Below are 12990 nucleotides of genomic sequence, written 5' to 3'. Positions count from 1 at the left end.
ACAGCATTATTTGTCTTCTTGGTGTCGAAAAATATAACTAGTATCGGAATTTTTAAAATGAGCACATTAGCTAAGTGGCAACGAAAATTTATTTTAGTTTTTAAAAGTGAAAAGCGTCTAAATGCAGGCAGAGTTGTCAAAACCTTTAATCATAAAAGTTACGAGGAGATGAAAGCCACAACTATCACTGAGTCAATGTGCAATCTCGATATTTTAAGTGATAGACCTAAAATTAAAGACTTAGAGGGTCATCTTAACAATGTAAAATATAAAATGATTGGTCAATCAGAGCTATGTTTTTATCAGGTGACTTTGATTATATTGCTACGTCGTAGATACAAAATAAAAGAAACATTCGCCGAATTTGAGCGCTTATGGAATACTGAAAGTGAGTACTTACTTGAGCATTTATCTATTCGCTGGATTGTCTCCGCTTGTGATACCTTTATTGACCACTCAGAGGATATCAATAGAGCGACTATCTTGATGAATGTCATTACTTTGATCAATACTCTACGCGCTTATGAGACCAAAGCATTTTTACAGACGCCTCTAAACGCCGCTCCTACACCCCTGCTCGATGACAAGATTAATATGCTCTACGCTGGTGATTTACCTTTGTACGCAGGTTTGACCTACTTTCGCGTTGGTACCGATGATAGCTTAAGAAATATGCGCAAACGTTATAAAACGTTTTACAAAACGGACGAGCTTGCAACGACTATTTTATTGTCAATATTCAACAAACTACAGTTTAACGAAAGCGCATTTTCTATACTACGCACCCTACATAAAACAGATTGGTCAGAATGGTGGGTAGAAGAATAACTAATCACTAATGTTCATAAACTCTTTGTATTGACGAGCAATATTTGTAGGTGACAGCTGTTTATCAAAAGTAGTCCGAAAAACATTTATATCGTCCATAGCTTCATTCATTTTTTGAGCTAAAGCATCAGTATCTCCAACAGGTACAAGATTGTTCGGTGGTAACAACTCACTTGGACCTGACGGACAATCGGTACTGATAACAGGTGTATCTAGTGCTAAAGACTCAGCGATTACACGCCCAAACCCTTCAAACACTGAAGACAACACCATAAAATGTGCATGCTTTATATAAGGGTATGGATTTTTTTGAAACCCTAAAAAGTGTACCTTATCTTCCAAATTTAAAGAAACTACCAGCTCTTTCATCGAATCAAATAGTGCCCCTTCTCCAAGTAGTAAAAGGGGTAATTTTTTTTGAGTTTTAGCATAGCTTCTAATAAGCATCTCATGCGCTTTTTGTGTTTTAAAACTTCCCACGTGAATAATATAAGAAGAATAGCTTGGCCTAAAGTCTGAAGCCATTTTGTTTATTTGAATTTGATCAATAGGATTGTAAATCGTTGTTGTATTAGCTATAGACAGTGTAGATTGAAAATCTTTTTCGACACCTTTACTAATACAAATACAAGGATGCTTAGAATAGTAGTGACTAATTTTTGATTCCTCTACTATTTTGCCTTGGTCTCTAAACATTTCTATTTTTTTAGAAATCGTATTTCTAATGACATGGGCTACGTTTGGTAGTCTACTGTAGTGCATTACCATATCAGCTTTGTCTAGATTTGATAACGTTAGGACTGGAGTTCCGATTTTTCTTTTGACGTAATGATCAACTTGTTTCGCTAACCACCAATATCCAATTTTTTCGTTGTCCATAGGGGTACGCAGTTTAAGATTTAATTGATGGTAGAATAAATTATCACCAAGCTCATAGGATACTTTTGGCTTAAAACGTAAAATATGCACCTCATACCCCAGCTCATGAAACCCCTGACCTAGAGTTAGTACCGATCGCTCAGCACCGCCGCCTTGTAGACAGTTAATAACTAGAAGTACTATTTTTTTGGATTTACTATTATCGACTTCTTGCACTGTAATGACGTTATTGAGCATCAAAAATCCTATAAACGATTAAGAGTAAAATAATTTTCTTGACTGTAGCGCTAGTAAGATGACACTACCGAATTTGTACAATTCATAAAGTCTAAGTACTGCTGTGCGATATTAACAGGTAGCAGTTCTTCGTTAAATGGCGCTCTAAACTGCTGAGGATCTTTCATTGCCTGACCCATTTTATCTGCTATAGCCTCTACATCACCCATAGCCATCAAGTTGTTCTTAGGTAATAACTCACTTGGCCCTGATGGGCAGTCCGTACTGATGACAGGTGTTCCAAGTGCTAGCGCCTCAGCAATGACCAAAGCAAACCCTTCCCAATCTGAGGTCAAGACCTTAAATTGAGCATGTTTAATAAAGGGATAAGGATTATCATGAAAACCTAAAAATATGACTTTGTCTTCGAGTCCGAGCGCTTGAACGTGCTGCTGTATACTTTCTTTATGTTTGCCCTGACCTAAGAGCAGCAGTTGCATGGTTTGATCAGTACGCGCATAGGCGTCTATCAAGAGGTCATGACGTTTAGCATCTTTAAAACTACCCACATGAATGATGTAGTTATCATACTTAGGCACAAAAGTATTAGCTTGCTTTTTTATAGCATCTCTATCGATAGGGTTATAAATAGCAGTAGTCGGTGTAATAGCGCCAAAGCTTTTAATAAAGTCCTGTTTTGCGCCTGCGCTAACGCAAATACAAGGGTGCTTAGCATATATCTCAGCCATTCGAGCCTTTAGCTGCACAGCGCTACTAGTCTTGTGGAACTTATAAAGTAGCGACACTGTATTATGAATCACATAGAAAATATTAGGCAATTTACTATAGCTCAAAATGCTATCGGCACGGTCCAAATTAGATAAAATCATATCAGGCTGGCCAATATGACTCGTCACGTACTTATCGACCGCGCTTGCAAAGATCTTATCACGACGCTCTTTACCAGGAATGAGCTTATAAGGTTTAAATTTGAGTACATGATAATTTAGATTCGGGTTTGTCTTGTATTGCATGAGCGGTTTAAACCGTAGAATATGTACCTCACATCCTAGCTCATAAAACCCTTGGCCTAGAGTCAATACTACGCGCTCAGCACCGCCGCCTTGTAGACAGTTGATGACCAGAAGTACTTTTTTTTTGAGTTTAGTGCTATCGGCTTTTTGCGCTGCAATGATATTATTTACCATTAAAGACCCTATAAACTATTTAAGATAATATGCTTTACCTTGGCACTAGCAAGATGATGACCCTACAGCATTTGTAGAGTCTACAAAGTCTAAGTATTGCTGTGCGATACTGTCTGGTAGCAAAGATTCATCGAACGTAGCATGAAACTGATCGGGATGGCTCATCGCTTGCATAAGCGTTTTAGCAATGACATCAACATCATTGACTGGCATCAGATTCCCTTCAGGCAATAGCTCGCTTGGACCCGATGGACAATCTGTGCTAATTACAGCAGTATCTAAAGCTAGAGCTTCTGCTATCACTAAGGCAAACCCTTCCCACTCCGAAGTTAACACCATAAATTGAGCGTGCTTAATATATGGAAATGGGTTTTCTTGAAAGCCTAAAAAGACCACCTTGTCTTCAAGTCCAAGCTCTGTCACTAGCGCTTTAATCTCACTTTGTAGCTTGCCCTGACCCAATAACAGTAGCGGTATGGATTGATCGGTTTTTGCATAGGCTTTTAACAAGACGTCATGACGCTTAGCTTCTTTAAAACTACCCACATGGATAATGTAATTTTGGTGATCGGGGACAAAAGCGTTTGCTTGTTTCTGTATGTTGTCTCTATCAATAGGATTATATATAGCAGTCGTCGGTGTGATGTCGCCAAAATTGTGCAAAAAGTCTTTTTCGACACCTTGGCTGACACAAGCACAAGGGTGTTTTGAGTAGATCTCAACAAAACGTTCTTGGGTCTGTTTAGCAAGCGCTGTCTGTCCAAACTTATGCAACAGCGACAAGGTATTGTGAATGACGTAGATGATATTAGGCAGTTTGCTGTAGCTAAGAATACTATCAGCGCGATCAAGGTTAGATAAGATGATGTCAGGATGGCCTATCTTGTTGCTGATGTAATGATCTAGCACCTGTGCATATACTTTATCACGCCGCTCCTCTCCTGGTATAAGCCTGAAAGGTTTGAACCTGTTTCTAAGTAAATGATAATTTAGATTCGGATTGAGCTCATACTCTATGCGAGGTCTAATCCTAACAATATGCACCTCAAACCCAAGCTCATAAAACCCTTGGCCTAAGGTCAATACTACGCGCTCAGCACCGCCGCCTTGTAAACATTTGATTACTAGTACCGCAATTTTTGATTGTGGCTTCATAAATAATAACCTTTAACTGCACTAAAATAACTGCTCTTACAGCTCTACTACATTAGCTCATCAGCGTTTAAATATTCTTGAAAGCAAAGACTTCGATGCTTTTGGACGCGTTACATTATTACCACTATAGTTTTGCTGAGTCTTTTTTGGAAAGCGGCCAAACGGCTCTATGCGGTAGTCATCGAGCTGATAACCATTTTCGAGTGCCTCGTTGTAATAGCTATCAAATAATTCAGCTAAATCTTTTCTAGGATGCGGCGAGACCTTACCATCAAACCAGTGTTCAAAGCCTTCTGCTTCAACTCTCGGTATAGCGTACTTATGACTAAACTGCGTACCCATATCTGAGTAATGCAAAATTCTGATATCGTCAATTGCTAAATCCTCACCATCGACTGAGTTATAGCTGTCTTGATACGGCTCAATCAGACGCTTGTTCTTTTTGAGAAGCTTCATCATTTTTTTATGACTGTCAGGATCTTGTTTAAGCTCTTTTATAGACGGTATGATAGATTGAGCTTTGGCGCAGTCCCACACACAGGTACATAACCTCGTCATATCAGCTTTAGTTTTGGCCGCAACTATTGACTTGCCAGTAATCGGATGCTGCCATAACTTAGCTAAGTCGTCTAAAATGACCACATCGGCATCCATATAAATGGCTCGTCCCGAAAAATCGCAATACTCAGGTATCGCCCAGCGAAATCCAGAAAAAGGCGTTGACCATTTAACCGTGTTCCAGCCCTCGCCTGTCTCAGGGTTTGAGTACCAAGGACTATTGGGATCACGTGATAATTGCATCCATACAATGTCGACAGAATTTGTAGTGTACTTGCGAATACTATAATCGAGAACCATCATCTGTTCTAAATCACAGTTATTTGGATCACATCCAACGAAGACCTTGATAGTGTCATCCTGCTTCATAGTTTTACCTGCTAGCTGCTTAATAATATTAGTTTGCGATTAGTCATGCTTGAACATATGTCGTCATCATTCCTTCCAGTACTCTTCTATCCAATCTACTGGTAGAATAAAATGGCGCAGATGACGTAGTGGTTTTTTGAGATTTTTAGGCTCTTTGAGTCGCTTCAAGTGGTCAATTGCGTTATTAGCGGCATTCTTATTGTAGCGACCTTCAATAGCATGCGTTGGATACAAGTCACCAGGAAATATAATAAGACGCGCACCCTTTGGTATCTTTGGCGTTTTAAAGTAGTTAAGTGGAAACGGATGGCGGCTTTTGCGTCTAAAGTGCGCCACCCACTTTTTGGGAAATAACTTCACCCCGCCCGGTGCGTTACGGGTCACAAAACGCTGCTCAAAACGGTATTTGTCCGCGATACCTTGAGGATCGGCTTTGAACTTTTCTTGTAGTGATACTAGCTGTCCGACCTGAAACCTAAAGCACGAAGTTTGACCCAAGCGCTCGAGTGGATTACTTGGATTGTATGACAAGATGATATCGTCAGGCTTACCATAGTCAAAGAACGGATCTAAGCTGTCTACGATAATGACATCTAAATCTACGAATAGTACCGTACCCGTTAAATCACCGAGCTTTTCGCCCCATAAACGTGATTTTGGCCATTTACCTAAAGTATTGGTCGGCATGGTCACATCAAGTGGCGGCAATTCTTGGCATTCAATCTCTGGACGGACATCAGTCGTATCATCGGTAAAGCACACAAAGCGAAATGGCGGGGTGATGTTGCGTGATACCATGCCGTATAGTTTATTCGCATAATCAGCACCGTATTTGGTACCCCATTTAATGCAGATAATTTGCTTAACATCATTATCTTGAGTTTTATCTTTCGCTTTTTTGAACATAAAAAAGGCTCGCTTTAAATTTGGAGTAGATGACACGAACTTGCAGAAACATAGTGGTACATTATAAACCGCATCTTATCATAAAAAAAAGGCTGAACACTTATGTTCAGCTTTTATACTTTTCGGATAATGATACTATTAATCAATAAAGCTCAACTAATCAATAAAGCTTAACCAATCCATATACTGCTCATTGCGACCATGAACCACATCAAAGTACAAGGTTTGCAATTTTTCAGTGATCTCCCCGCGCCCGCCATTGCCGATAGTACGGTCGTCGTATTCACGAATCGGTGTGACCTCAGCGGCGGTACCTGTCATAAAGATCTCATCCGCTAGGTAGAACTCATCACGCGTAATACGGCGCTCTGTGACTTTGATATCTAAGTCTTTACAAAACTGCATGATGGTACGGCGAGTAATGCCGTCAAGAGCCCCACCTGCTAGATCTGGCGTATGTAGCTCACCGTCTTTTACCAAGAATAAATTTTCGCCTGCGCCCTGACAGACGTAACCTTGTGGATCCATCAAGATGGCTTCATCATAGCCATTACGGGTCACTTCTTGGTTGGCCATGATAGAGACAGGATAGTTGCTAGAGGCTTTAGCTTTACACATAGTGACGTTGGTCATGTGATGGGTAAAGGATGAAGTTTTGACGCGGATACCGTTTTTGATGCCGTCTTCACCAAGATAGGCACCCCAATGCCAAGCGGCAACCATCGCATTGATACTGTTATCGCGTGAAGATAGACCAAGCTTTTCAGCGCCGACCCAAATCAGAGGGCGAATGTAGGCTTCTTCTAGGTTGTTTTGTTTGACCACATCTTTGTGTGCCTGCTCAAGCGTTGCTTGGTCAAACGGCACATCCATCTGGAATATCTTGGCAGAACCTAATAGACGTTCGGTATGCTCTTTTAAACGAAAAATCGCGGTGCGTTTGTCAGCAGTTTGATAAGCACGCACGCCTTCAAAGACCGCCATACCATAATGTAAGCTATGCGTAAGGACATGAACCTTGGCATCAGGTTGGTCAATCATGTCACCATTCATCCAAAGCTTACCCTCTTGTGTTGCCATGTTCATTTAATAGTCCTTATGCTAGTACCGACGACTAACTTTTTCGTTGAGTGTTGAAATTTAATCTGCGAGTGATTATATCACCGCAAACCTACATCGTTACAATTTTTTAGTTTGGCATTAAACAATTTTTTAAGGTGATCTTATTCAATATCTCTTGGCGGTACACCCATCAAGTGCTGCCACTGCGTCTGTACCAAGCGCCGCGTCTCCACCCATAACGACTCATCAACTAGTGATGACTGCTCAGCCAATGCCAGCTGATGAGTGGCTGCTCTTATACGCAAATAAGCATCAGTTAAATCAAGGCAAACCTGCTCCTCCCATATCCCAAGAGCAGCGACTTCTTCAAAGATACGTACGTTATCACTCCATTTGGTCAGACTTGGGTAATCATGCGAATACGCCAGCACCGCAAACTGCGCCAAGAACTCAATATCAACTATGCCGCCAGCATCCTGTTTGAGATGAAACTTGCCTTTACGCTGCTCATTTGAGCTAGTACCGAGATGCTTTTGCATCTTCAAACGCATGCTGGTGACCTCTACTCTCACCTCATCAAGGGTACGCGGCAGGGACAATACCGAGCGGCGTATATCACAAAAACGCGCCGTCACAAGCTTATCACCGCAAATAGCACGGGCGCGCACTAAGGCTTGATGCTCCCAAGCCCATGCCTTATCCAACTGGTAGGTCTCAAAAGCATGACAAGACACCACCATCATGCCGGCATTGCCAGAGGGCCTAAGACGCATATCAATCTCGTAGGCGCGGCCATCACGGGTTTGAGTATTGAGATAAGTCATCAGCTTTTGCGCTAGCCTCGCGGCAAACTTCATTCCGCTCACAGACTTCTCACCTGTAGTCATGCCAGCCTCTTTTATCTTGTGCAAAAACACTAGATCTAAGTCAGATGAATACGATAGCTCAAGCCCGCCAAGCTTACCATAACCGATAATAGCAAAGCCGCAATCCGCTTCGGTAACCGGGTCGCCATTAGTAGCAATAGGATAGCCGTAGCGCTTGACGATCTCAGCAAAGGCGCGCTCAAGAGCGGCTTCTAATACGACCTCTGCGATATAAGTCAGTGAGTCTGAGACTTTCATAATCGGGCGTTCAGCGAGTACATCGCTCGCCGCTACTGCCAGTATTTGATTCTTCTTAAATAGACGCAGTGCGCTGAGTAGCTCTTCTTCTTCCCCTGGCTCTACGCGCAGCAGGTGTTGACGCAGGATATCACGTAGCTCAATCTTGTCAGGCAAATGACGGTAGCGCTGCTGAAGAAAAGTATCCAGCAGTACAGGATAACGCGCCAGCTCATTAGCGATCCACGGGCTCGCTGAGAGCATAGGAATCAGCTCAACCGTCGCGTTAGGGTTCTCTGCGATCATGACCAAATAAATAGAGCGGCGACAAATGGCCTCAAGTAACGTAATCAAACGCGGCAGAGCCGTATTGGCGAGCTGCTGCTGTTCTTGGTGAGCGAGCAAGGCATGTACAATGACAGGGTAAGCGTCATCCAAACGATCTCTAGCCTCATCGCTTAAGTTAGCCACCATTTTGGACTGCCAAAACTGATCCAGTTGCGCGCGGCTCTCTTCGCTCAATACCGTATCGAGTTTGGCTATTTGTGCCTCAAGCTCGATAGGCTCTAGATCCTCATCGTCTTGTGTTGGCATCTGGCGCTCAGTCACCATACGCTCAAAGGGGACATTTATCGTATGTCTGTGCCTGTTGAGCGTCTCTATTAACCCCTCCCAATTATCGAACCCTAAAGTTGTCGCTAGGTTCTGACGCCATATGGGGTCTTGCGGCAAGCGCTGAGTTTGCTGATCATTGATCGCTTGGATACCGTGCTCTAGGCGACGTAAAAACCGATAGGCCGCTTGCAATTGCTCGTAAGTCTCTGGCTCTAAATATTCAAACCTGTACAGCTCCCTCATGGCCTCAAGGCACGATTTAACCTGTAGCTCGGGATGACGCCCGCCGTAGATGAGCTGGAACGCTTGTACAATGAACTCGATATCGCGAATACCACCTGCCCCAAGCTTGATATTGTCCAAATCCTCGCGCTGAGCCACTTGGTTTTGAATAAGGGACTTCATCTCTCTAAGCGCTGAGAACGCACTATAATCCACATAATAGCGAAAGACGAATGGCTTAATCAGCTCTTGCAATTCATCAAAAAAAGGCTGAGCCACTTGCCCGACCACTCGTGCCTTTAACCAAGCAAAACGCTCCCAAGCACGGCCATGATTGGCAAAATACTTTTGCAATGCCGATAGGTGAATAGCCAGATCGCTGCCATCGCCCCAAGGGCGTAGGCGCATATCGACTCGAAACACAAACCCGTCGGCAGTATTGTTATCAAGCAGCTTTATAATGCCTTGACCAAGCCTGTTCATAAAGCGTTTATTGTCAATACTACGTGTGCCTTCAGCCTTGTCGCCATCCGTCTCACCGCGTGCCCAATGGACAAATATAAGATCTATGTCACTTGATAGATTCAGCTCTTGCGCGCCAAGTTTACCCATTGCCATAATCGCCATATCGTCGGTCTGTACATTACCTTGTGCATTGATAAAGGTTGGCTGACCGTATTGAGCGACCAGATGCGTATAGGTGTACTCTTTAGCAAATAAGATACAACCATCAGCGAATTCAGACAGCTCATCTGTTAATTGTTCAAGCGTAATCAGGTTGAGTGCATCCTGCCATATCCAGCGCATCATCAGTGAAGTACGCAGATGACGCAGACCACTCATGACTTGCGTCTCGTCCCCCAGCTGGTAATTGTCATCTAGCGTATAATCTTGAATCAAATCGTCAATCTGCTGGCGGGTCAAGGTACTATCTAGCGGATAACTGCGCAAAAACGTCTGGCATGATATCGTGCGACTCTCCCACACTTGGTAGGCAAATTCGCTCGCCGTTTGCAAAACTTGAATCTGCTCAGGCGTTGGTTGGTAGCTAAGCGTGTTGGGATTAGTAGATGGCATATCTGATGACGATGATGGCTCCGGTAGCATAGGGACAAAAACTCCTGACGTTAAAGGTTAAGACTACGTGAACCTGATAAAAAAGTTTATTGTTTTTTATTACATGGCGGTCATTATTAACTGCAAACCGATACAAAAACGGTATTTCTCGGGCAGCGGCGCATTATTTGCTACAATATCGTGATCATTATTGAATATGAACTCTCAAGCTTATTATTCACTTTTATGTCCTCATGGTAGCATGAAAATTTTGTTACTAAACGATTCACCATACTGTGCGATATTTCTTTATGACTACCAAAGACACTGTATTACTACTAACAAAAGATCCTAGTCATCCGCTAGCATCTTTAGCGGTGCGTTACGCGCGTGCTTACTTACAAAACAGATCTGATAATAACGACGACAGCAAACCGTTAAAAGTGTTCTTTTATGCAGACGCCGCTCATATCGCCAATCGTCTGCGCTGGCAGTCTGCTGATCAGATAAATGTAACTAGGGAGTGGCAAGCTTTGGCTGAGCAATATCCGTTATCGCTACCCGTTTGCGTGAGTACAGCGCTCAGTCGCGGCATCAGTGATATAGATAATAGCGCCCGTCATCACTTAGAGGGTGATAATATCGCCGATGGATTTACGCTCGTTGGTCTAGGCGAGCTTGCCATGATGATACAAGGCAATTGTCGCCTGCTTCAATTTTAAGACCATACTTTTTACGAGCCTATATCATGAAATTTTTAATTGAGCTACGTACAGCAACTGAGATAGCAAGTTACGAGGGCTGCGCTTTAGCGTTGACGCTGGCGACCTTTGAGCATGAAGTGCAACTGTATTTGGATGCGCCTGTTTTTGGATTGCTTATGCAGTCCAAATCGCGCCTACATGGCATGATTCAATCACTGGAATTATACGATATGCCACCAGCTTGGCTGCCCGAAGACGTCTTTAGTGGCTGGCTTACAGGTATAGTGTCCAATGATTTAGCGGCGCAACTCACGCTGATACCAGAGGTTGTAGACGTACAAGACTTTGATCAGATTTTAACGTTTTAGCTATGGTTATTATTAAGCTTCAATCATGTTCTAAATAAAAAGGGATAACCCTAATGGCAACTTTATACCAATTACATAGTACGGTGGATACACTTAGGCGCAGCACTGAGCAGATGGCGCTGACTTGGCGCGCTGGTGATAGTATTCTTTTGCTTGGTACTACCGTCACTTTTATTGACTGGCTGCAAGCTTATCTAAATGATAGCGATATCGACAATATTCAGGCGATCTATGCGCTTGCAGACGATATAGCGACCCTTAGCGATGACACACAAAAAAATCTAAAACTAGATAAAAATCTCACAAGTATTTTAAGTGATAGTGAGTGGGTTACGATGACTCAAGATGATAAATTTGATAACGTAGTGACGATTAACTTATGAGTGAGCCCTTATCTTTAGACCAAGACGGTCACTTGAACGACCATACCCTTTGGACGCCTATTGTCGCGCAGCAGCTTGCTGATACGTTGGATGTGCACCTGACACAGGAGCACTTAGATATTCTGGGTCAAGTACGGGTGTTTTTTGATACCTTTAATCATGCGCCTAGCACGCGTCCACTCATCAAGTGGCTACAAAAGGTCTTGCCTGAGCACACTATTAGCAATCAAAAGCTCCAAGCGCTGTTCAATACTGGACTGGTCGCCCGTCATGTCAATAGACTAGCAGGACTGCCCAAGCCGCCTAATTGCTTGTAGCTCGCTTTGTGCGTTAGACACCTGCTGACATGTAAAACACTATTCTTTAGCATCATAAACACTTAAAGTCTCGTATCCTGTACTACGTCCTTCATCTCCCACAAACCCTTGTTGACGCCAAACCTCATAAAGACAGATTGCTACGCTGTTCGATAGGTTTAAACTTCGTGAATCTGGCAGCATAGGTAATCTGAGCCAATGCTCAGCACCGATATCAGTACGAATATCATCACTCAATCCTGCGGTCTCAGAGCCAAAGATTAGGGCAATATTGTTTTGGCTAACGTGACTTGACCTTTTTTTAGTAAAGTCATAATCATAGAATGGATGACTAAGCTTAGTAGTCAGAGCAACGATATGCTCACACTGCGCAGTCAATAAAGATTGCTTGGCAATAAGCCAGTTATCATGCACCTTTAGGTGCGCGTACTCGTGATAGTCAAGACCTGCTCGGCGCAGTTTTTTATCGTCTAGCTCAAACCCTAAAGGTCGTACCAGATGAAGCTGCGCGCCGCTGTTGGCACAAAGACGTATAATGTTGCCTGTGTTACTGGGCATTTTGGGCGCGATCAACACAATATGAATGGTCATTAAGATTTTCCATAATTTTTTGTTTATGACGATTTGACTGTTCTGCGTAATAACAAGTTACAGTTTATTATCAATAATTACATTTTGGTACTGTGCACTGATTTTAACTTTCACTATCATAGCGACAATGGATATGACGACAATATCGTTGTGCTCACTGAGACAATTATACTGTGGTTTTATCTTTTTATCGGTTGATATTGCTTGTTCACAATTTTAGGGCTCCTGACTAATTTTTTGGATAAAATGCACTATCACTACACTTTCTAATTTGAGGAATTTACTATGAAAAAAGTAATCATCGCATCTTTGACCGCTATGTTTGTATTAACAGGTTGCAATACTCTACAAGGTTTTGGCCAAGACGTATCTGGCGCTGGTGAAGCAGTTAGCAACACAGCAACTGACGTAAAACAAAAAATCTAAGTTTTATATTTAGATTTCTTAAAA

Annotated in this window: 14 protein-coding genes; 6 read left to right on the top strand and 8 right to left on the bottom strand. The window is 42.6% G+C overall.

Annotated features, from left to right (window positions below):
* The first annotated feature begins 57 nt into the window (after window positions 1-57).
* Window positions 58-828: a hypothetical protein gene (locus ACTXGE_RS04915; protein WP_443560281.1), complete on the top strand. Its 771-nt coding sequence runs from the start codon at window positions 58-60 to the stop codon at window positions 826-828.
* Here ACTXGE_RS04915 and ACTXGE_RS04910 read toward each other — a convergent pair whose 3' ends face one another.
* The 7 genes from ACTXGE_RS04910 to glnE form a co-directional block, all read right to left on the bottom strand.
* A complete protein-coding gene (locus ACTXGE_RS04910; protein ID WP_443542207.1) occupies window positions 829-1944 on the bottom strand; it encodes a glycosyltransferase in 1116 nt (371 codons plus the stop codon). It abuts the gene before it with no gap.
* Window positions 1945-1994: 50 nt separating this feature from the next.
* Window positions 1995-3131, bottom strand: coding sequence for a glycosyltransferase (locus ACTXGE_RS04905; RefSeq protein WP_443542206.1), 1137 nt, complete (start codon window positions 3129-3131; stop codon window positions 1995-1997).
* A gap of 45 nt (window positions 3132-3176) precedes the next feature.
* On the bottom strand, window positions 3177-4286 hold the full coding sequence (locus tag ACTXGE_RS04900) for a glycosyltransferase (RefSeq protein WP_317198895.1): 1110 nt from the start codon (window positions 4284-4286) through the stop codon (window positions 3177-3179).
* Window positions 4287-4346: 60 nt separating this feature from the next.
* A complete protein-coding gene (locus tag ACTXGE_RS04895; protein ID WP_443542204.1) occupies window positions 4347-5213 on the bottom strand; it encodes a glycosyltransferase in 867 nt (288 codons plus the stop codon).
* A 66-nt stretch (window positions 5214-5279) separates the two neighbouring features.
* Window positions 5280-6119 carry a glycosyl transferase gene (locus tag ACTXGE_RS04890; RefSeq protein ID WP_443542203.1) on the bottom strand — a complete coding sequence of 280 codons (840 nt, stop codon included), beginning with the start codon at window positions 6117-6119 and terminating at the stop codon, window positions 5280-5282.
* Window positions 6120-6275: 156 nt separating this feature from the next.
* A complete protein-coding gene (locus ACTXGE_RS04885) occupies window positions 6276-7205 on the bottom strand; it encodes a branched-chain amino acid transaminase (protein ID WP_443542201.1) in 930 nt (309 codons plus the stop codon).
* A 137-nt stretch (window positions 7206-7342) separates the two neighbouring features.
* Window positions 7343-10198 carry a bifunctional [glutamate--ammonia ligase]-adenylyl-L-tyrosine phosphorylase/[glutamate--ammonia-ligase] adenylyltransferase gene (glnE, locus tag ACTXGE_RS04880; RefSeq protein WP_443542347.1) on the bottom strand — a complete coding sequence of 952 codons (2856 nt, stop codon included), beginning with the start codon at window positions 10196-10198 and terminating at the stop codon, window positions 7343-7345.
* A 290-nt stretch (window positions 10199-10488) separates the two neighbouring features.
* On the opposite strand from glnE, the gene tusD reads away from it, so the two are divergent.
* From tusD to ACTXGE_RS04860, 4 genes are read left to right on the top strand one after another with little or no spacing between them, the layout of a single operon-like run.
* Window positions 10489-10899: a sulfurtransferase complex subunit TusD gene (gene tusD, locus ACTXGE_RS04875; RefSeq protein ID WP_443542199.1), complete on the top strand. Its 411-nt coding sequence runs from the start codon at window positions 10489-10491 to the stop codon at window positions 10897-10899.
* A 26-nt stretch (window positions 10900-10925) separates the two neighbouring features.
* Complete coding sequence (locus ACTXGE_RS04870) at window positions 10926-11249, top strand: hypothetical protein (protein WP_435948997.1); 324 nt, start codon at window positions 10926-10928, stop codon at window positions 11247-11249.
* 53 nt (window positions 11250-11302) lie between these two features.
* Window positions 11303-11632, top strand: a complete 330-nt coding sequence (locus ACTXGE_RS04865) for a hypothetical protein (RefSeq protein ID WP_435948998.1) — start codon at window positions 11303-11305, stop codon at window positions 11630-11632.
* Window positions 11629-11949, top strand: coding sequence for a TusE/DsrC/DsvC family sulfur relay protein (locus tag ACTXGE_RS04860; RefSeq protein WP_435948999.1), 321 nt, complete (start codon window positions 11629-11631; stop codon window positions 11947-11949). Before ACTXGE_RS04865 ends, ACTXGE_RS04860 begins: the two co-directional genes overlap by 4 nt.
* 39 nt (window positions 11950-11988) lie before the next feature.
* Here ACTXGE_RS04860 and ACTXGE_RS04855 read toward each other — a convergent pair whose 3' ends face one another.
* On the bottom strand, window positions 11989-12540 hold the full coding sequence (locus ACTXGE_RS04855; RefSeq protein WP_435949000.1) for a tRNA (cytidine(34)-2'-O)-methyltransferase: 552 nt from the start codon (window positions 12538-12540) through the stop codon (window positions 11989-11991).
* A 285-nt stretch (window positions 12541-12825) separates the two neighbouring features.
* On the opposite strand from ACTXGE_RS04855, the gene ACTXGE_RS04850 reads away from it, so the two are divergent.
* Window positions 12826-12966 (top strand): entericidin A/B family lipoprotein, encoded by a 141-nt coding sequence (locus ACTXGE_RS04850; protein WP_317198904.1) that lies wholly within the window; start codon window positions 12826-12828, stop codon window positions 12964-12966.
* Window positions 12967-12990: the final 24 nt, after the last annotated feature.

This window comes from Psychrobacter sp. T6-4, assembly GCF_052258425.1.
GTDB lineage: Bacteria > Pseudomonadota > Gammaproteobacteria > Pseudomonadales > Moraxellaceae > Psychrobacter.
This window is presented reverse-complemented; position numbering and strand designations above follow the sequence as displayed.